This window comes from Kitasatospora sp. NPDC001261 (assembly GCF_042896795.1).
In the GTDB taxonomy this organism is placed as follows: Bacteria; Actinomycetota; Actinomycetes; order Streptomycetales; family Streptomycetaceae; genus Kitasatospora.
Genome location: NZ_JBIAXP010000012.1, coordinates 59,453 through 79,142, shown reverse-complemented (window position 1 = coordinate 79,142; position 19,690 = coordinate 59,453). Strand labels below are relative to the sequence as shown.

Sequence of the window (19,690 nt, the reverse complement as noted above, 5' to 3'; positions counted from 1 at the left end):
CGGCGAACAGTTCGTCCCACAGGTGGTCGGGGATTGATCGCGGGGCCCGCAGGACGTGCTCCCAGTTCCGCTCGATGCGCTCCAGGTCGACCCGGCCGCGGGCGGCCCCCGCTCCACGCACCTAGGTGCTGTCCGGCCGATCACGACGGCCCGACCGCCAGACGGCCTGACAGATGGGGGATCATCGTCGTGGACCAGCTGACGGAGACACAGAGGCAGGAGAATCATGGTCGCGTTCCACGCGTCAGCGCTGGACGGAGTCGCCCGCAACCCGGCGCTGCCGACACCGTTGCTGCTGCGCTTGCTCGCCTTCGACGGCGATGGCGGCCCGCCCCGTCACGCCCTCCAGCGGGCTGGCCTTCCCGAGCCGACCGTCGTGGTGATCCTTGCTCACCCGAACCCGGGCGCTCGGATCGACTTCGCGATGAGCGCCAGGGCCGAGCCCGCGCAGCGGGCCCGGCTCGCGGACGACCCTTCCCCCAAGGTGCGGGCCGCTCTCGCGTACGGACCCGAGTGGCGAGACCCGCGCACAAAGGTCGCGCCGCTGCCGGACGACGTGTGCGCCCGCCTGCTCGACGACCCCGTCCCTTCCGTACGAACGGCGCTGCTGGACTCACCCCATCTCGCGCCGTCGTTCGTGGCCTCCTTGGCCACGCACCACGATCCGGCAGCGCGCCGAAGCGCGGCGCGCGCATGGGAGAAGCTGCCGCCGGACGAGCGGTCAGCGCTGCTTGCCGACCCCGACCCCGAGGTGCGGCGGGCCGCCGCGCTGTGGGAGTGCCGACGGGACGCACGCGTCACCACCGAACTCCTCCGCGATCCGAAGTCCGCCGCCGAGGCGCTGCGTCGTGGACTCCTGCACCGCGCCGACGCCGAACGATGCGTCGCCGAGCGGACGCACCTGGCTGCCCTCGCCGAGAACCCGTCGCTGCCCACCGACCTCGTGGAGCAACTCGCCGTCGACCCCGACGAGGCCGTACGGCTCGCGGTCTCCCTGAGGCCCGAACTCGGCGAGACGCGGCGCATGACGATCGACTTCACGGTGGGGGCCTTCGACAGGGGGAACGTCGAGTGGGTGCGGGACGGGCTCGCCGACCCCGAGGTGCTGCGACGGGCCGCGACCTCCGCCCACCCGCTGCTCCGGCGCACCGCCGCCCAGAGCCCCCACCTGCCGCCCGACCTCATGCGCCTACTCGTACGCATCGAGGACCCCCTGGTGGAAGACCTCTTGAGTGTGCACCACCCCAACACCCCGGAGGAGGTCCTGATGAGTGTGTATGCACGGCTCGGCGGCACATTCTCCGCCTGGATGGCGGAGACGCATCCCCGTTTCCCTCGCGAGGGTCTCGCCGCGCGCTACGCGGACCACCCGGACGGCAACTACCGACGGCTGGCCGTCCGGGACCCGGCCGCCACACCCACGCTGATCGAACGGCTCAGCCATGACCCCGCGGTCTGGACACGCCAGGCGGCGGTCGGCGACCCGCGCCTCCCGCTCCACCGGCTCCGCGAGGCGCTTCATGTCCCTGAACTGGCCTCCAGCGCGGGTGCCAACCCTGTGCTCCCCGAGGATGAGATGGCCGCTGTCCTGAACCGGGCCGGCGTTCCCGCCTGACCGCCGAGCAGAACCGCCCGGCCCTGTGCCGCTCTCCTACGGCTCGTCCGGGCAGTCCTCAGCCTCGGGGCGCAGCCCGACACCGGCGAGCCGGCGGATCCGGTCCTGTTCGGCGGTCTCGTCGGAGGCGTCGAAGTGCCGTACCTGGTTCCACCAGCGGTCATGGTCGTAGCCCTTGCAGTGGTTGAACTCATGGGCCGTACTGCGTAGCCGCTGCCACTCGCGCACGATCGTGGCACGCTGCCACCTCTCGGGCCGCTCCACCGCGAGCAGTGTGTAGAGGAGCCCAGCCGAGTCGCAGACCAGGCGGAGCAGAGACCGCATCGCGAAGGACATCTCACCCGTCTCGCCGACCTCCTCGTACACCCGCCCCAGCTGGATATTGAGGAACATCTCCAGAGCGCGGACATCCTCGGGCCTAAGGTCTTCGGCGTAGGTGAGGGTGCGCTCGGACGGCGGGGTGGTCATGTAGGTGGGTCCTCCCTTTCCTGCGGTGCCAGCTGGATCAGCTCCGGTGGCGCTGGCCAACTCTACGGAGAGGTGACTGACACTGTCAGCCACATAAAGGACCAGCTCATCCCGCCTATCGAGCGCAAGAGGTCCAGATAACAGCCTGCTCATCCGTCAGAAACTCGACCGGCACCCCGAACCTCCAGGCAGTTGATCAATACGACCGCCGAAGGTTCAACCACCACGGAACCGCAGGTCAACGGGCTCGGGAGAGCGGAGAGGGCTTAGCGCCAGTTTTCGTTCCGATGTTCCTCAACCCCCAACTCCTGGAACGGGATGCCGCGGTCCAATAGATCAAGGTCGGAAAGCCCGGACGGCGGCCGGTGCGTGACCATCACGGACTGACCGCTGGCGAGCCTGGCGAAGGGAGCTCAGAGGGTCGACCGTCGTTTTATCCAGCAGCAAGTCGGCCACGACTGCGACAGTTCCACGGCCATCTACACGCACGTCAGCGACGACTTCATGAACACTGCCCTGAGCAAGGCCCTGGCCCCGGCGTTCGCCGGCGTCTGACAAGGAAGGACCGATGATGGCCGCCAAGCTCGACTACCGCTGGCACCTGCGCAAGGTCATGGCGGACCGCGGGATGTTCTCCACCACCGACCTGCTGCCGCCACTGAAGGAACGCGGCATCACACTGTCCACGAGCCAGGTCTACCGGCTCGTCGTCGAGCGGCCCGAACGTCTCAGCCTCAAGATCCTCAGGCCTTGCTGGACATCCTGGACTGCACGATGGAGGACCTCATCGAGCCGATCGCCACGGCCGGGGCGGTGAAGAAGCCGAAGAAGGCCGCTGCGGGCGGGACCGCCGTCTCCGAAGGTGTCGGCGATTTGCGGCCAAGGCGCGGTCGGATCACGGGAGTTGATCGGTGACCGCGACCAACGAGGAGGTTCTTGCCAATCCGGTCGGTCTGATCGTGCGGCTGGTCAGCAACGTCGAGAAGCACCTGGATGCCGACCGTATCCGTGGCATCGTCTGCACGCTCGTACGCACGCGAGCCGGCCGCCGCAACCTCGCCCAGCCCTGCGTGACGACCCGTCCCTGCTGCGGACCGGCATGCCACCGGCACCGTTTCGCGTCGCCAAGCTGCTTATGGCCCTGCGTGAGGCGGGCGCCCAGGACACTGCCCTTCCTCGCTGCGGCGAGTGCGGCCGCCCACGCCCCTACGTCGGCAGCCGTGCAGGCGGGCGGTGGGGATGCGCGCCCTGCTTTGACAAACCCGCTGTCTGCGCGGGCTGCCACCAGGAACGACGGGTCGTCAGCCGCGACCGCGATGGTGAGCCGCGATGCGCCAAGTGCCCTGACACCGATGGCGATCCGCTCAAGGACCTCACCAAGCTCATCATCGACCTCGACCCAGCGCTTGACGCGGACACCGTCCGGGCCGCTCTTGAGCGGGCCACGAAGCGGCCGGCCGGGCAGCGCCGCCTGGCCTGGGCCGTGATCGCCCGCCCCGAGCTGCTGACCGGCGCCGGCCATCAAGCCCCCACCCCGGCGATGCTGCGGTTCATCGGCGAACTCGTCGCTGCTGGGGCCACGAAGGTCGTCAAGCCGGCCTGCCCGCGCTGCCACGGAGTGAAGGCGCTCTCGAAGCTCCTGGACGGCGAGCGGATCTGCCGCGCCTGCTTCGCCAGGCACGCGGCCGTTCCCTGCGCACGCTGCGGCGCTGTCCGTGAACCGGCCACCCGGGACGCCGCCGGACAGCCGCTGTGTCCCAACTGCCTGATCCGCGACCCGGCCAACCTGGAAGTCTGCGTCAGCTGCGGGCGCCGCCAGCCGGTCGCTGTCCGGCTCGCCGACGGTGTCCGCTGCCAGAACTGCAGACCGAAGGAGATGAGGGAGTGCGGGATCTGCGGCCGCACCGCCCCATGTGAGCTCTCCCGGGCCACCGGCCAGCCCTGGTGCGAACGCTGCCAGCAGCGACGGGTGTCCTGCAGCGGCTGCGGTACCGTCGCCCAGGCCCGCGGCGGCACCTGGGAAGAACCGTTGTGCGCGAAGTGCACCAACCCCGACCCCGATTTCTGGGGCCGATGCCCCGCCTGCGCGACCACTTGGCAGCTCAGCCCCCGCCCCTGCCAGCGATGTGTCCTCGACCAGAAGGTCCGCGACCTCCTCGGCAACAGCGCCGGAGCCATCAGACCCGGACTCGAGCCCTTCCACGAGGCGTTGACGAGCGCCGAGCGCCCGGACGTCGCCCTGGCCTGGATCTCCCGGTCCAAGGCCCGGGACCTGCTGGAACGCATAGGCCGCGACGAGCGTCCCGTCACTCACGAGGTTCTCGACGAACTCCCGCCGGGCAAGGTGCTGGCTCACCTGCGCAGTGTCCTCGTTGCGACCGGTGCCCTGCCGCCGCGCGACGAACGGCTCGTCGCTCTGGAGAAGTGGATCAGCACAACAGTCCAAGCCCGCACGGACTCCGCCGAGCGCCGGATCCTGCACGGATACGCGGTCTGGCACCATCTTCGCCGACTCTGCCGCCGCATCGGCGAACAGCACACCACCCAGCTCCAGGACCTCAACGTTCGCTGCCATGTGACCGCGGCCGACAACTTCCTCACCTGGCTCGCCGGCGAAGGACTCACCTTGGGCAGCTGCACGCAGCCCGACCTGGAACGCTGGATGGCCGATCCCGACTTCAGCTACCGCGACGAGACCGGCCACTTCATCCGCTGGTCCGTACAGCATCGCCATGCCCACGGTCTCACCTGCGGCGCCGTCCGCTGGACCGGCCCGCAGGGCACCATCGACAGCGAGAAACGCTGGGCAGACGCACGGCGCCTCCTCACCGACAACACGTTGCCCACCGTGGACCGCGTCGCGGGGCTGCTGCTGATCCTCTACGCGCAGAAGATCTCCGCCATCAGCCAGCTCACCGTCGACGACGTCGACATCACCGGCGAAACCGTGGCGATCGCCTTCGGAACCTCGCCCGTCACCCTCCCGGCCCCGCTGGCCGCCCTGGTCTGCGAGCTCGTCGCGACCCGACGCGGCAAGGCAAAGATCGGCACGCCGGACAACAGCCCCTGGCTCTTCCCCGGAGGACAACCAGGCCGGCCACTCAGCGACAGCCAGCTCGGCCTGCGGCTGCACAAGATCGGCATTCGACCCCAACAAGACCGCTCCACAGCCCTGTTCACTCTCGCCGCCGAGCTCCCCGCCGCCATTCTCGCCCGGATGCTCGGCGTCCATATCCAAGTCGCCGTCCAGTGGCAGAAGGCATCAGGCGGTGACTGGGCCGCCTACGCGGCCGAAGTCAGCCGACGCACGACCTCGTGAACTATGCGTTCATAGGGAATCCCAGTGCTGGACATGGTGACTGTCAGGGATAGCTGCTGGTCAAGCCAAAGATCACCGACGGATCGAGGACACGACGCGACCTACGATGACGAGCATGGAACCAGTGCCCACCCTCGTCCACCTGGACAGCCCCTTCATCAACTTCCGAGGCTTCGACTTCGGCGAGGGCTCCCATGGCTACCGCTGGGTCGATGCCAAGCACTTCCGGCTGCCGTCCGAGGTGCTGGACGACCGAGACGCGCTGGCGGCCTTGATCTCACACCCTCAGTTTCGCGACACGTACGACGGAGCTGGTGTTCACGACTGGCCGCGGCACGGCCAGTGGTGGCTTGACCGCATCACCCCTGACACCTACAAGGCCGTCGATGCCGCGACGGCAGTCGACGTCATCCACTCCTGGGCCAACCAGCACGGCAACGTCCCAGAGCCACTCGCGTCACACCTGCATCAGGAGATCTACATCCCGATCCGCAAGGCGACCAGCAGATACCTGCTGGGGCAGCTTCCGGAGGACGCGTTCCACGACTATGGCCCCATCCACATCGATTACCACGAACTCGTCCTCATTGACCGCCCTGCGGCGACGCTCACTCTCCTCGTCGCAGCCGACGACTGACGCTTCAACGATCACTGCCGCCAGCACTTGGAGAGGAGGTATTCGGGCAGTTCCAATACCCGACTCCACTGTTAGCGATCTACCCGGAGGACGTGATCTCCCATCACCGGGCCTTCATCGCCCGCCGCAGAACCGAGCGGCCCAGCGAGGAGTACCGCGAGCTCACCGCCACCGAGTGGGACGAGTTCCTGGCCCACTTCGAGCTCCGCAAGGTCGCCTTGGGGACCTGCGGCCGCGACTACGCGACCCCGTGTCAGCATGAAAACGCCTGCGTCAGATGTCCCCTACTTCTCGTGGACCCAGCCCAGATGCCACGTCTCCAGGAGATCCACGCCAACCTCATCGACCGCCTCCAAGAGGCCAAGGACCAGGGCTGGCTCGGAGAGGTCGCCGCCATCGAGACCACCATGGCCGCCGCAGCGCAGAAACTGGAGGCCATGCGCGAGCGTGCAGCCCAGCCGTCCACCGTCCAACTCGGCATGCCCGACATCCGCCGCGACACCGGCCGCAGCAGCGCCGACGCTGAGACATCCTTCCCGACGGGTCCTAAGCTTCGCGGATGACCTACGAAGAGCTGGGCCGGGAACCGATAGCGGCCCTTCCAGAAGGCGAGCCCGAGACGTCCTTCGGCGGGCGTTGGGAGGACCGGCTCTGGTTGAACGTTCCTGGCCCCTTCTACACCGGCATTGCCGACAACTGTTGGACGGGCCGGCTGCACGCACCGCGTCATGTGCTCTACGGCGGCGAGTACTTCGGCGAATATGTGTATCGCCAGCCGACGACCACGGCCGAGGTCCTGAACCTGGTGACAGCGGCCCAGGAAGATCCGTACCGCGGCTATGCCTGCGACGGCGACAGCCGATGGACACCCGAGGCTGTTCGGGACTGGTGGCGCGACCGTGGACGGGTCACCGAGTACCTGGAGTCCCTCCTGCCCGGATGGTCGTCCAGCGACAGGTCTGACGAGCGGGAAGCCGCAGAGGGGTTGAGGGACTTTGCCTCGTACATCACGGAAGGGCTCGGCGCGGACCTCCGGAAGTACCTCTTCCGGCTTGAAGAGGGCCGCTACCCGAAGAACTCCGGACCGCTGCCTGAGCTCCGATAAACAATGACGGCCACGGGATGCTCGGTGCGCTCGCACCTGGGCACCCGTGGAGTGGGCTCAGGTGGAGGTGGCGCGACCTCGCGGCCCGACACAGCCCATCCATTTCGGCATGCTCGATTTCCGCATCGTCGCGGCGCGCATCGACTCCGAGCAGCTAAACGAAGGTGCGAAACAGCAGTCCCGAGGACTACAACGAGGGGATGACCGTCTTCCTCTGTTCCAAGTGCGGTACCGCGATCACGCCGGAGCTGGCCGAGCTGGCCGCCGTCCCCGACCCCTCCGACGACGAACACGACCGGGACAAGAAGACACGCCGGGCACCCTCCACTGTTCCGCGTGGCCGCTACGCAATCGATCCCGAGCCCTGGGGACCTCCCTACGTCGTACAGGACGATCAGGAGGACCCGAAGCCGGCTCAGTCCCGAGGGCCGCTGGTCTGCCGCGAGGAGGGCTTCGTCATCTCTGCGGGCGTCCCGGGCACAGTGCTGATACACCCTGATGACGCCCCCGACCTTCAACCGCTGCCTAACTGGGAAAACAGCACCGGCTGCTGCGGGCCGACGGGTGACGAAGGACTCAACCGATCCTGTCGCTGCGGCGCCCCGGTCGCGACGCTAGCGGCAGACTGCTTCGGGCCCTACGAGCTGCACCTCGACCCCGTCCGAACCTACGCGTTCTCCCAGTAGGCCCGCGGAACGGCCGCCCCGGAGCGCGACACGCCCGGGATGGCCACTTGTCCGGCGACTTCACGACTACTTTCCGTTGCGAAGGCACTTCGCGGACGAGCTCAGCGTCGAGCTGGACTGGTTCGGATAAGCCTGTGTCAGGTGCCCCATGCTCCGCCTCGACCTGGCTCAGGAACCCCGACTGCTGGAGATCGAGACCAACACCCGCCAGCGTCTCGGAGAGGCCCAACGGATGCAGTGGCTCGGTGAGGTCGCCGGCCTGCAGGAGAGCCTGCGGCACATCGCCGACAAGAAACGGCAGGCCGAACGCCTGCGAGCCCAAACCGACCGAGGGGAGGACGGGGTCGCCGCCCTTGGTTAGGCGATCACGCCTCCGCGATGATCCGGGCCTTCAGACGGTCATAATCGGAAACCGCGTCCGGCACGTGATCGAAGTAGTCCTCCCAGAAACCCGGTCGCTGCCACTCCCGAGGCGCCAGGGTCAGCCGACCATCCTCCAGTCCGGTGACCCAACAGGTCGGCATCCGATCGGACACGATCTCGAACATGTCGGCGTCCCACAGCCCAGGCGAGTCGATCTCGTCCCGCCGCGCACTGCGGTCAGGAAGGCGAAACAGGATCCGCGACCGGGCGGCGAACACTTCGAGGACCGGATACTCCTCGCCGATCCGCACGCCCGGATGTTCGCTGACGACCGTCGAGGTCCCGGGCCGGATGATTTTGATGCATCTGACGATCACCGCTGCAGCCTACGCGGTCCCCGTTCCGTCCTCCTCTCGGCCTGCGAGTAGTGCCTGTTTTCCAGTGAGGCAAAGTGTTCGCCACACTCGTTGGCGAAGGAGCAGAGCTGGTCCACGACCTGGCGGTACGCCTGCGGATCACGGCCCCTTCGCGGCGGAGCGTCGGTCCACTGCGTCCACAGGCCCCCTCGGCAAGGTATCCGGATGCGCGCTCGGACCCGAGGGTGGCGTCGAGGTGAAGCAGTGCGCCAAGCGCAAAGCCCTGGTCATAGTCGAGATCGGGCCGCAGCAAGTGACGGTCAAGGTATAGGCATAGCAGATCGGCGTCCCTGCTGTCGCCGAACGTGGCGAGGGTGACGCAGTAGGCCGCGCCGGCATACGGCCCTTCGCTGGCCATCAGCAGTTCGCCGATGCGGCTGCGGAACTCGGTCCTGCCAGCCACGACCACCAGCCAGGAAGCAGTCTTGCGCTCACGCCACCCGCCTTCGAAGAGGACGTCGAGCTCAGCCGGAGTGATCTCCAAGGCAGCCTGAACCAGCTCTCTCGCGAACACTAGGCGCTCAGGCCCGCTCAACCGCAGCAAGCTTCCACCCAGCCGAAGGTACCGCCGTCCGGGCGTGACGAATCGGCGGACCAAGCCCAGCAGCTCAGGGTCAGTGGTGGCATGACGCATAGCTGCATCCTTGCCGGGCGAATGCCCAGCTGCCAGCGGTTTTGCCCCAGGGAACCCCAAGCGACGATTGCTGGTGCAGAGAAAGACCCGGTGCACCGCCTTGCCCGAGTAGGACAGCCGCAGCGTGAACAGCACGCACTTGCGCCGCTGCCCGGCCAGGTCCAGCCAGAAGTCCGCGAAGTCGACCTCCGCCTCCTCGCCCGGCCTTTTCGCCTGGGGCACTATCCCGTCCAGGTGCCGGCGTCCCTCCAGCGACTCCGCGTGGATCTCCGGGCGCCGCTTGGACACGTAGTCCCAGAGCGTGGTGGGGCGGGCCTTGCTCGAAGTCGTGCTCCGCGGCCAGGCGCTCGATGATCCGCGGGATCGTGTGCTTCTGCTTTGTCGGCGCGTCCAGGTCCTCGCGCAGCATCGCGTCGATGAAGCCCTTCACCGGCTCCAGCACGCTCTTGCGGGGCGGTGGCGACTTGCGCTTCGGCGGAACCGGCGACTCCAACGCCTTCTTCACCGTGTTCCGCGACACCTTGAACCGCACCGCGAGCTCCCGCCCCGACAGCCCCAGCTCACGCTTGGCCCGGCGGATCCTCTCGAACAGCCACTCACGTGACCTGTGCACCAGCGGTCTCCCTGACCTGGACCGTGATCAACAGGCACAGAGTGGCGGCCAGACGGCGCAAGCTCCCGCGATTACTCCGAACGCGGCATGTTCCACACCATCACACGAACTGGCTCCCGAACTCACCGAAGATCGGCTGGCTCCCCAACAGACCGAAGACGTGGCTCTACTTCACCCCGGTAAAAACACCGCCGACTCCCCGGCCTGGGCTGCCCAGCTCCGCCACCAGACCCGACACATCCTCACCGCCCTCGAGCAGCTACGCCCCAGCACGGTCCAGGCGATCGACGTCCGCGTCGGCACCGCCCCCGTGGTGCAGCACGACCAGGACCTCGACGACCGTCCCGCCCGCCGCGACGACCGGCCCGCCGCGCAGCCGGCCCGGCCGCCGCTCGCCGACCACCACGCCTACCAGGAGCTGCGCCGCCGGATGCGCGAGAACGGCGCAGCTTGCAGACGATCGAACGGAACTGCCGGCTGACCCCCGCGCCTGCGGGGGTCAGCCGCGTCCCGGTCCCGGGCCGCGCCCTTGGGGAGAAGCGGAGCTCCGCGGGCCCGGCGGCTGGCAGGCGATGGCCTCAAGGTGGGGACCCGGCGTGCTGATACCGGCGAGCGTGACCTGGAACGACCCCGCAGGGCGACGACCTGACAAGCCGGGCCGGACAGGGCCGGGCCCCCGATCCGGCGGCAGTGACGACCGGCCCAGCCCGGCCCGTGGCACAGGCGGTGGACGGTGCGCGCCGGGCGGCGCGGCGCTTGCCCCGGTCCAGGCGTCGGCATCACGCGGCGGGGAGCGTCACCACGAGTGGGCGGTGTTCGGGGCGATCCAGGGGTCGTCGTGCTCGCCGGGATCGGATCCCGGCGCCTTCAGGTGCTCGGCTGGGCTGCTCCGGAGGTTCCGTGCTTCTTCCCGCTGGGTGGCCACGTCGGGGATGACGGCGATGGCCTCGGTGAAGCGGTTCTGGCGGACCAGCAGTTCGGCCAGGTCGGTCGCGGCCCGCTTGCCGGGCAGTGGGCGCAGGCGGGCCATGGCTTCCTCGATGCGGCCGTCCTGGGCGAGCAGCCAGGCGACGGTCGGTTCGCGGTCGTGGACCTCGTCGGCCGGCAGGGCCTCGATCTCCGCGATCGCTTCCCGGGCGCGTCCGGCCTCGCCCATCAGCCACCAGCGGTTGGGCCGCAGCCAGAACGCGTCGTTCGCGGCGAGGAACTCGGGGCTGCGTCCTTCGGTGAGTTCCAGGGCCTTGTCGTGCCGGCCCTGTTCGGCGAGCAGGAGCATGGTCGGCTGAAGGAGGTTGCTGTCGTGGAGGTCGTCGAAGGTGTGCTCCACCGCTTCGACGGCGTCGTCGAAGCGGCCCTGGCGGATGAGCAGTTCCATCAGCGCGTTCTCGTACCAGCCCGGATGCCGGGCGGCGATGAGGCCGCGCAGGTACGACTCCGCCTCCCCGGCCCGGCCCGCGTGCTCCAGGGCCGTCACGTACGGTCCTGCGGCGACCCGGCGGTCGGGGCCGGTGGCGAGGGCGCGCAGTTCGTCGAGCCGGCCGTGTCGCCCGAGCAGTCCGGCGTAGAACTCGACGGTGGTCTGCGGTCCGTACCGGTGTGCCGCCACGTCCGCGCCGAGCATCCGGATCGCCTCGTCCGCACGGCCCGAGCGTTCCAGGACCCGGGCCTGTGCGGGCAGGACATTCCATAGGCCGCGGACCGTGTGCTCCTTCGGGCCGCGCCGGAGCTCTTCTGCGATCGGGGCCAGCAGCTCCAGCACCCGCTCGTCGCGGCCCTGGCCCTCGGTCATCTCGGCCAGGGCCTCCAGCACCCACCCGCCGTACTCGTACGGCCGCAGCACGCCGAAGGCGTCGTCCACCCGCCCGGCCCGGGCCAGGACCTCGGCGTAGTCCAGCCACTCACCGGCCGCGTCCTCCTGCGGCCCCTCGGGGCGCGCCAGCTCCAGCGCCCGGTCGACGCGGCCGAACCGCAGCAGGACATCGGCACCCGTCCGCACCGCCGGCTGCCAGCCGGTGACCGCGAACGGCTCCACCACCGCCCAGGCCCGACCGAACTCGCCCGCCGCGCACAACCCCCGCACCGCACCCGCTGCGCAGAACCAGTCCCCACGCTCCCTGGCGGCCGCCATCAGGGCCTCCAGGCCGCCGCGTTCGAGGATCGCGTCCACGATCCGCGGCGGGACACCGCCGTAGCTGCCGAACTGCCACTGAAGATCATCCACGTTCACCAGGGCACACTAGGGTCGACCACCGACACCGCCCGCGGGCCCGGGCCACGGCGCTGCGTCAGGCCATGCTGGGGAGCCGTACCAGGCCGTCGGCGGTGTCGAAGGTAGGGGCTGATGCATCCGTGCACGTGCGCGCCACGCAGCAGGTCGTCCGGTTCCCGTTGCGGCGCACGCAGGCCGGCGCTGATCTCGTTCAACTCGTCCTGCATGCGGGCCAGCGCGGAGCGCAGTTCCTGCAACTGCTCTTTCTGTTTGGCGAGTCGGCGGCGCAGAGCCGATGTGCCACTGCCGATGACCTGCAGGTCGCCACTGAGGCGGTCCAGGTCCTGGGCGGTGGCGGCCATCGTGGCGGCGGAGGCGACGGAACTGTCGCACACCGGGCACTTGCGGGATCAGCTTGTCGGCGGACCTGGCCGCCGCATTGCCCCGGGGCTGGAAGGCGAAGAGCGCGTCGCTCCGGACGCTGGGGCGGGAGTGTTCCGGCAGCAGCACGATGACCGCGTGGTCGGACCCTCCTTCTGCCGCCCCCAGAGCCCAGCCGACCTCTTGGCCACGCCGGGCGAATCAGTGGCCAGTGCGGCCAGCCGTGACCCATCGAGTGGACCGACAACGACACGGCAAATACGGGGGTTTCGCCCGTCCTGTCTATTCGACGGGATCGGTCGGCGGTGGGACGACCAGGGCGTCGAGGGCCTGTTGGGCCCGGCCGAGGTCGTCCTTGCCCGCGCGGCGTAGCCCGGCCTTGGCGTACTTCTCCACCATGGTGGTGGACTTCCAGTCCTCGGTGATGATCATGATCTCGGCGGCGCTGTAGCCCTGGGCGGCGAGGTCGGCGGGGACGCCGGCGCGCAGGCCGTGGCTGGTGGCGTTCTTGGCGTCGAAGCCGGGAGTGCGGGTGACCATGCGCTTGAAGGCGCGGTTCACCGAGTGGCCGGTCATGCCGGTTCCGGAGGCGGGGACGGGCATCAGCCGGCCCCACCGGGTGATGCCGCGCAGCAGCGGCAACTGCGGTTCTGCCTGGCCGAGTTCGGCGAGCAGAGAGATGTAGGTGCGGACGACGGTGATTGCTACCGGGTCGCGGACGACGTACTCGCGGCCGGTGGACCAGTGGTCGTTCTTCGACGTGCGCTTGCCGACGACCATCTGCTCGGTGCCGTCCTCCAGGCGCTCGAAGACGACGGAGTCGATACGGTAGGCAGCCTGCTCGGAGCGCCGGGCACGGGTGCGGTAGCCGAGGTGCAGGATGGTCAGGTCGCGCCAGCGGGCGAGCGGGATGTCGGCGGTCGTGCCCTGCTGGAGGTGGGCGATGCGGGCGGCGTCGACGGGCGGGCTCGACCTCGGGGTGCGGCGGGCGCGGGCGTGCTCGGCGGCCTGCTTGCGGATCAGTTCGGCGGTCGCCTTCTTCGGGGGCCAGTTCTCGTACCCCGCACGGGCGTTGGCGTCGCGGATGGCGGCCATCGCCAGGCGCAGCGAGCTGACGGGCGCGCCTGTGCCGTCCCGTCCGCCGAGGCGCCGTAGGTGCGAGACGTAGGAGACCATGTTCGCCTCGCTGGTACGCGGCCCCGGGTGGCGGCCGTTGTCGGCGCACCAGCGGGCGAAGTAGCGCCACTGCTCGGCGTAGGTCTGGCTGGTGCGCGCCGGCCGGGCGGAGGCGAGGTCGTCGGCCGCGTCCTCGGTCAGCGTCCCGTTGGGGTCGACCCCGGCGAACGCGAACTGCACGAGGGCCTGACCGTCGTCCACCAGCTCGCCGATCACCACCTCGGTGGAGCGTTCCATCAGGGCCGGCAGGGAGTCCGACGCCTCGGCATCCACGGCGCTCTCCTTCCGGCATGGCGGGCTGATGATCCGTCCGGGACAGCGTATCTGTACCAGCCCCTGTGTTGCGTCCTCTAAATCCAGTTAGAGGACGCAACACGTTTCTTGGTACACAATCCGAGCCGGATGCCGCCCTCGCGTCTGTGACACGTTTGTCGAGGTTATTTGTGTTCAGCCCATCAAGCTGCCAAGGTGTCCGTCATGAAGATCACGATCACCGTGGAGAATCCGACCCCCGAGGTGCTCGAGAAGCTGCTCGCCCTCGCCGCCACGCCGACGGCGGTCGTGACCGCGGTGCCCGACGACCGTTGGACGCCGGAGCGGGCCCGCTCGTACTACGACCGCCTCCCGCCCCGCGCGCAGCAGATCCTGCTCCAGGTTGTCGAGGGCCAAGGCGAGTGCGCCGCCGAGGAGTTGAAGGCGAACGGCCGGAGCCTGCGGGGCTCCACCGGCGCGTTCCGCCGGGTGCTCTCGGAGGGCAAGCGGACCGGCCTCTGGCCCGATGCCCTCCCGGTGCCGCTGCTCTCCCACATTGTCGGGGGACAGCTCAAGAAGCTTGAGATGTCCGGTTGTGGAAGCGAGCACTATCCGCTCACGGCCTTCAAGAATGCCTTGGGCGATCTGCTGCCCTGTGACCGTTGAACGCGTTCTGTGGGGCATGAGGTGAGAGCTGGTTGTGTCAGGGGCCTGGTGCCAAGGCAGCCCCGGGCATCGGACAGGGTTGAGCGAAGCGGGGGCTGCCTATGTCGGCCCATTGCCATCCCCCAGGGCCCGGAACGCGTCCCGCAGGCTCGTCCGCGGTGGCGGCGGTTCCTCCGGTTCGGCCCGGGTGCGGCCCTCGAAGGCGTACTTGGCCTTCATCGCCGCCCGGGGCAGCGCGTCGTCGAAGTCCTCCAGCGTGTGCAGTCCGGTCTGGCCGGTCGCGCCGAGGGAGCTCGGCCGGCTCGCGCGCCGGGTGATGCGCAGCGTCTCGTCGCTCAGGTCGCCGAGTTCGTCGGAGCGTTCGGCGCACTCGGGGTCGTCGCCGTTGAACGGCTCCAGGATGCTCACCCAGGTGGCGTCCGAGCGGTCGAAGCGCCGGACCAGTTCGCGCCGGCGCGGGTCGCGCAGCGCCCAGCGGTCGAGCAGCAGCAGGCCGGGCGCCTCGGCGTTGCCGTCGATGATCGACTCGACCTCGTCGTCGAACTCGTGCACGGTCGGCTGGAACCCCAACTGCCGTGCGAGACGGGCCGCGTGCTGGGCGATCGGCGACCCGACCGGCCGGTACGGGTGCCAGTCGGTGCGCCGCTCGCCGTAGTAGTCCGGGCTGCGGTCGGCGGGCAACTCGTCCCGGCGGTCGGCGAGGACATAGATCCGCAGCTGCTTGGTCGGGGCGGTGACGTTGAAGGCGCTCGGGAGGGTGTTGAACTCCAGCCGCCGCCCGACCGGGATCACCGTCTCCTCGGCGACCTGGACGATCCGGGCCGCCAGCCGGTGCACGGCCAGCTCGTAGGAGGAGCGGAAGTAGCTGAGCTTCATCAGCGCGTAGAGCCCCTCGGTGGCGTACTCGGGTCCGAAGCTCGCGTGGTCGAACTGGAGTTCACTGGCCACGTTCGGCAGCCGGTAGCGGCTCATCGGCGCCCACAGCACCGGCACGATGCCGCCGGTGCGCCCGGAGTCGAGGTTCGCCGGGTAGACCGGCCGACGGGTGAAGGCGTGCCACTCCTGGCCGCACGGAACGCTGTTGAAGTACCTCGGGGAGTACAGGGGTACGAAGACCCGGCACGTCGCCAACTCGTCGGACAGCCGTTCGGCCCACAACTCGCCCTGGTGCATGGACTCGTCCATGAAGCCGACCGCGACCCCGTCCGGGACGGTGGTGAGCTGCAGCACCGCCTCGCAGAGATCCCGGTACAACTGCCTGACCCAGCTATTGGAATCGTTCGCACCCCGAGCACCGGACTCTGGAGTGTGCGCGTAGGAGAGGAAGAAGTACGGCCGGAAATCGTCCTCGTCCCAGCCGCGTTCCGAGTCGACCGCCGCGACTGACCGGAGGGACCCGGGCAGCCGGGGCATCAGCGTGTCGCACCATTCCTCCGCCAACGGGTGAAGGGCATAGGAGGTCTCGGTTGAGGCTGTCTCCTGCCAGGGCTGCAGCAGTCCTGTCGAGTCGCTGCCTTCTACGGCATAGGCGAGTGCGTCGGCGAACCAGTCGGACGGCAGCTGCTGGAACTGTTCATCGGACAGGTAGGCCTGTGCCCTGGTGGCCAGGGTGGGCCCGGTGAGACCGCGCCGGTAGCCGCTCCGCATCGCGTCCAGCACCGCGTTCAGGAGTGCACGTACGGTGGAGGGCGCCTCCTCGAGCCGTCGACGCAGCGATGGTGCCGCGGCCAGGAGTTGAATGACCCGTCGGTCCCAGGCGGCGACCCGGACGGCTTCGACGAGCCGAGGGTCGGTTCGGTTGGCTCGCCTGATGGCCGAGGTCTCCTGCGAGGTGAGCCGTTCCGGGACGATCACCGTCTCGACCGACGCTACCAGGGCCGACAGCCGGGCCTCTCCGAACCGCGCCCTGACGTATTCGAGGGAGTCGGCCCGCACGGTGCCCAGGAACAGGACTGGGGCGCGGCGGGTGGGGCGCTCCCTGATCAGCATCGTCAGCAGGTCGATCGCTGTCACACCGGCAGGATCCTGGGCGCCGAACACCGACTCCGCGTCGTCGAGCCAGACCACCGTCCGTGGCCCGATCTCCGCCGTCTGGGTGCAGATGTCCAGCGCGCCGTCGGGCCGCCAGACCTGCCAGCCGTCGGGTAGCTGCCGGAGCGCCTCCAGACAGGCTCTGGTCCTACCGGTTCCCGGAGCGCCGACTACCAGGACGCCGGTGCTGCGGCCGTCGAGGGCGTGGCGTACGGCTCGTGACAGCTCGTCGTCCAGTTCGCGTCGGTGGTACGGGATCAGGGCCGGCAGCCCTTCGGCTCCCGGGCGGCGTTCCGGCGGTTCGACGCCCAGCAGCGCCGGGTCCGCGAGCGCATCGGCGACCGGGATGGTCCTGCTCGGTCGGGGCGGTGCTGCAGCGCCCGCGACGGCGCTCTCCGCGAAGGGCAGTGCTCCGGGTGCCAGCGCGCGGCCCCTGGTGCCGTCGGCCACGCGGGCCGCCGGGAAGTCGGCGGGCGTGCCACGGTGCGACCGTAGGTAGGCGGCCACTTGGTGGCGTACGGCGACGCGGATCCGCAGGATGTCCTCGCGGCGCTGGGCGCCGAGCAGCGCGTCGCGTAGGCCGGGGAGGAACTCGAACTTCAGGTCGTCAGCACTCAGACCGGGGGCGGGGGCTTCCCAGGGAGCGAGCAGGCCGCCCAGCAGGACCTCGGCGAGGTGGCCGTGGTCGGACTGCGGGAGCATGGTCCGGCGGACGAGGGTCATCACGGGAAGGACGAGCGGTACGGCGGAGAGATAGCCCGCTAGTTCACGGGCGGGCGGCGAGGCGGTCTCACGGAACCGCCTCAGTACCGCAGCGGCGGTCGCCGATGCCGCCGGGCGGTCCGTCTCTGAGAGCGTGTGCTCCCCTTCCAGCACCAGGTCGGTACCGGCCTCCGGTCCCGGGCCGGAGCCTATGTGGCCGGCCCCGTCGACGAGCAGGCAGCTCAGCCGGGCGCGTCGCCCGCTGCCGGACACCAGTGTGGCGAGTGCGGCGAGCCCCGCCGGGTTCGGTTCGACGATCGGCACCGGCAGTGGGCGGCTGGCCGGTCCGGCCCCCCGGCGGCGGTGGACGCGGCCCCGGCGGCCGGCGGCGGTGCTCTCCCAGCGGGCGTTGGGCGCCGCCGGGGCGGTGGTGCGCAGCGACAGCGGGGAAGGCCGGACGGCGCCGCGTGACCAGAGGCGTTCGGGCAGGACGTTGAGAACGGCGGCGGAGCCGTGTCGAGCCCAGCCGCGCAGGACCGAGTCCAGGGCCGGCTGTCCCCAGGCACCGCCGACGGTGTCGGTGACCACCAGGACGAGTCGGTGCCCGGACGGGTCGGCAATCTCCTGGGGTCGGCGCGGTGTCCCGCCGGGGCGGGTGTACAGGACGGGACTGCCGTCGGCCTCGGTGCCGCCGAGGTACCAGGTTCGCACGTCGCGGAAGACCCCGGTCTGGGTGACCACCCGGCGCAGGTCGGCCACGAGGTCGTGCCAGAGGACCATCGAGCGGTGCGTGTCGATGACGAGGGCGAGGTCCAGCCACCGGCCCGGCCTCGGACACAGCACGGGGATGAGCATGCGCTGGTCGGCGCCGGTGCTGACGGTGGCCTCCTCGTCGAGCTCCGGTTCACCCCGGCTGTCGGCGCCAGCGTGGCGTCCGAGCGGGCGAAGCGCCCGCATCACGGCGAGCGGGTCCGTCAAGGCGCCGGCACGGGCGACACGCACCAGGTCGCCGTGTCGGGAGCCGGAGCCTGCGGGGGCGGCGCTGTGGTCGGCCAGGTCGGCTGTCGCGTAATGCCGCTCGGTGCGGGCGTCGGACGGTCCGCCCTGCGCGGTGCCGCGCCGGTGTTGCCGGGCAGTACCGTCCGACGGCTCCGGCGAAGGAGCGTCGGACCGGTCCAGGGGCTGCGGGCGCACGGCCGCGGAGCCGTCGAGGCAGCTGGCCAGCCAGACGATGTCGGCGAGCTCCTCAGGCGCCAGGCCGGCCGCCGAGGCGGTGTCGGCCTCGGCGAGCGCACGCAGCAGACGGTCGATCACGGCGCTGTCGGTCCGGTGAGTTTCTGCAGGACGGTGCCCAGGAAGACGTCGCGCTCCCTTTCGTCGGACCAGGCGCCGCTGAGCCTGAGCTGGACGGCGTTGAGCAGCTGATCGGTCGCCAGGTCCCCGTCGATCCTCCGCTCGTCGAAGGCGCGGATCAGGTCATGGAGCAGTTCCTGGCGCTCGGGGGCGAGATCGGCGGGCAGCCGGAGCCGTTGGCGGACGATCCGTTCGAGCTTGTCGGTCGAGGGCGGTTGGACGTGCAGGCGGATGCAGCGGCGCAGGAAGGGCGGGGGAAAGTCGCGCTCGTTGTTGCTCGTGAGAATGACGACGGGAAAGGCACGGCACTGAACACGCCCACAGTCGATGACCACATCGGCATTGGCATCGTCCGACGCGTCGTCGTCGGTGCCGATCCGTACCCGTGGCTCGCGAGCCGCCATCCTGACGAGTTCGGGGATCTCGAAGCCGCCCTCCTCGAACACGGTGAGCAGGTCTCCTGGGAGGTCGATGTCACTCTTGTCGATCTCGTCCACCAGGAGGACCCGGGGGCGGTCCTGTGGCAGCAGTGCGGTGCCGAGCGGGCCGAGCCGAAGGTACGGGGCGATCGAACGATCGGGGGCGGCCGGGGTCTCGGGGCTGGCCGGGGCGCCGGCCGGGTCGTGCGCGGGCGTGCGGCCGGCCTGCAGCTGCTGGAGGTTGGCGTCGTGCAGGCGGCTGATCGCGTCGTAGCGGTAGAGGCCGTCGCGCAGGCTGCTGCGACTGGTGATCGGCCAGTAGAGCACCGGGCCGAGGCCGAGGTCGACGGCGATGCTGTAGGCGAGGGTGGACTTGCCGATGCCGGGCTTGCCGGTGACGAGCAGGGGCCGGCGCAGGTAGAGCGCCGTGTTGACGGTGTCGATCTCGGCCTCGTCAGGGACGTAGCCGGTGCCGCGCCGCACGGTCCGCTCCCAGGCCCGGCCGGTGCCGCTGGGCGGCCGGTAGTCCGGGTCCGGGGTGCCGTCGAAGTCACGCCACGGCGGCTGCTTGGCCGCGAGGGCGTCGAGCCGGGTGTCCGGTGTCCCTTCGCCCTGATAGATCCACCAGTCCTTCATGCGCTGGTT

General features: G+C 69.9%; 18 protein-coding genes. 10 read left to right on the top strand and 8 right to left on the bottom strand.

What is annotated here, in order from left to right:
- The first annotated feature begins 226 nt into the window (after positions 1–226).
- Positions 227–1,615 (top strand): Mucin-2, encoded by a 1,389-nt coding sequence (locus ACFY4B_RS17715; RefSeq protein WP_387968628.1) that lies wholly within the window; start codon positions 227–229, stop codon positions 1,613–1,615.
- 36 nt (positions 1,616–1,651) lie between these two features.
- Here ACFY4B_RS17715 and ACFY4B_RS17710 read toward each other — a convergent pair whose 3' ends face one another.
- Positions 1,652–2,008, bottom strand: coding sequence for a hypothetical protein (locus tag ACFY4B_RS17710; RefSeq protein WP_387968627.1), 357 nt, complete (start codon positions 2,006–2,008; stop codon positions 1,652–1,654).
- A gap of 643 nt (positions 2,009–2,651) precedes the next feature.
- On the opposite strand from ACFY4B_RS17710, the gene ACFY4B_RS17705 reads away from it, so the two are divergent.
- From ACFY4B_RS17705 to ACFY4B_RS17675, 7 genes are all read left to right on the top strand, one after another.
- On the top strand, positions 2,652–2,900 hold the full coding sequence (locus tag ACFY4B_RS17705; protein WP_387968625.1) for a helix-turn-helix domain-containing protein: 249 nt from the start codon (positions 2,652–2,654) through the stop codon (positions 2,898–2,900).
- A 282-nt stretch (positions 2,901–3,182) separates the two neighbouring features.
- On the top strand, positions 3,183–5,402 hold the full coding sequence (locus tag ACFY4B_RS17700; RefSeq protein WP_387968624.1) for a site-specific integrase: 2,220 nt from the start codon (positions 3,183–3,185) through the stop codon (positions 5,400–5,402).
- 115 nt (positions 5,403–5,517) lie between these two features.
- Complete coding sequence (locus ACFY4B_RS17695; RefSeq protein WP_387968623.1) at positions 5,518–6,039, top strand: hypothetical protein; 522 nt, start codon at positions 5,518–5,520, stop codon at positions 6,037–6,039.
- 92 nt (positions 6,040–6,131) lie between these two features.
- Positions 6,132–6,602, top strand: a complete 471-nt coding sequence (locus tag ACFY4B_RS17690) for an integrase (RefSeq protein ID WP_387968622.1) — start codon at positions 6,132–6,134, stop codon at positions 6,600–6,602.
- A complete protein-coding gene (locus tag ACFY4B_RS17685; RefSeq protein ID WP_387968621.1) occupies positions 6,599–7,144 on the top strand; it encodes a hypothetical protein in 546 nt (181 codons plus the stop codon). Before ACFY4B_RS17690 ends, ACFY4B_RS17685 begins: the two co-directional genes overlap by 4 nt.
- A gap of 200 nt (positions 7,145–7,344) precedes the next feature.
- Entirely contained in the window at positions 7,345–7,830 is a 486-nt protein-coding gene (locus ACFY4B_RS17680) for a hypothetical protein (protein WP_387968620.1), read from the top strand.
- 148 nt (positions 7,831–7,978) lie between these two features.
- The gene (locus ACFY4B_RS17675) at positions 7,979–8,191 is read left to right on the top strand and encodes a hypothetical protein (protein ID WP_387968618.1); all 213 of its coding nucleotides are present in this window, start codon (positions 7,979–7,981) and stop codon (positions 8,189–8,191) included.
- A 4-nt stretch (positions 8,192–8,195) separates the two neighbouring features.
- Here the strand turns inward: ACFY4B_RS17675 and ACFY4B_RS17670 are convergent, their stop codons facing one another.
- Together ACFY4B_RS17670 and ACFY4B_RS17665 are read right to left on the bottom strand one after the other, a co-directional pair.
- The gene (locus ACFY4B_RS17670) at positions 8,196–8,546 is read right to left on the bottom strand and encodes a hypothetical protein (protein WP_387968793.1); all 351 of its coding nucleotides are present in this window, start codon (positions 8,544–8,546) and stop codon (positions 8,196–8,198) included.
- Positions 8,431–9,243 carry a DUF6000 family protein gene (locus tag ACFY4B_RS17665; RefSeq protein WP_387968790.1) on the bottom strand — a complete coding sequence of 271 codons (813 nt, stop codon included), beginning with the start codon at positions 9,241–9,243 and terminating at the stop codon, positions 8,431–8,433. Before ACFY4B_RS17665 ends, ACFY4B_RS17670 begins: the two co-directional genes overlap by 116 nt.
- 416 nt (positions 9,244–9,659) lie before the next feature.
- Between ACFY4B_RS17665 and ACFY4B_RS17660 the strand changes: the two genes are divergently transcribed.
- Entirely contained in the window at positions 9,660–10,337 is a 678-nt protein-coding gene (locus tag ACFY4B_RS17660; RefSeq protein WP_387968616.1) for a hypothetical protein, read from the top strand.
- Positions 10,338–10,652: 315 nt separating this feature from the next.
- Here the strand turns inward: ACFY4B_RS17660 and ACFY4B_RS17655 are convergent, their stop codons facing one another.
- The 3 genes from ACFY4B_RS17655 to ACFY4B_RS17645 all read right to left on the bottom strand — a co-directional run bounded on the left by ACFY4B_RS17655 (position 10,653) and on the right by ACFY4B_RS17645 (position 13,895).
- Positions 10,653–12,077, bottom strand: coding sequence for a tetratricopeptide repeat protein (locus ACFY4B_RS17655; protein ID WP_387968614.1), 1,425 nt, complete (start codon positions 12,075–12,077; stop codon positions 10,653–10,655).
- 2 nt (positions 12,078–12,079) lie between these two features.
- Complete coding sequence (locus tag ACFY4B_RS17650; protein WP_387968612.1) at positions 12,080–12,427, bottom strand: hypothetical protein; 348 nt, start codon at positions 12,425–12,427, stop codon at positions 12,080–12,082.
- A gap of 301 nt (positions 12,428–12,728) precedes the next feature.
- The gene (locus tag ACFY4B_RS17645) at positions 12,729–13,895 is read right to left on the bottom strand and encodes a hypothetical protein (RefSeq protein WP_387968610.1); all 1,167 of its coding nucleotides are present in this window, start codon (positions 13,893–13,895) and stop codon (positions 12,729–12,731) included.
- Positions 13,896–14,099: 204 nt separating this feature from the next.
- Between ACFY4B_RS17645 and ACFY4B_RS17640 the strand changes: the two genes are divergently transcribed.
- Positions 14,100–14,540: a hypothetical protein gene (locus tag ACFY4B_RS17640; RefSeq protein ID WP_387968608.1), complete on the top strand. Its 441-nt coding sequence runs from the start codon at positions 14,100–14,102 to the stop codon at positions 14,538–14,540.
- A gap of 99 nt (positions 14,541–14,639) precedes the next feature.
- Here ACFY4B_RS17640 and ACFY4B_RS17635 read toward each other — a convergent pair whose 3' ends face one another.
- Both ACFY4B_RS17635 and ACFY4B_RS17630 read right to left on the bottom strand, forming a co-directional pair.
- Positions 14,640–18,587, bottom strand: coding sequence for a TIR-like protein FxsC (locus ACFY4B_RS17635; RefSeq protein ID WP_387968606.1), 3,948 nt, complete (start codon positions 18,585–18,587; stop codon positions 14,640–14,642).
- A complete protein-coding gene (locus tag ACFY4B_RS17630) occupies positions 18,584–19,681 on the bottom strand; it encodes an AAA family ATPase (protein WP_387968604.1) in 1,098 nt (365 codons plus the stop codon). The genes ACFY4B_RS17635 and ACFY4B_RS17630 overlap by 4 nt, the downstream gene beginning before the upstream one ends.
- Positions 19,682–19,690 lie beyond the last annotated feature (9 nt).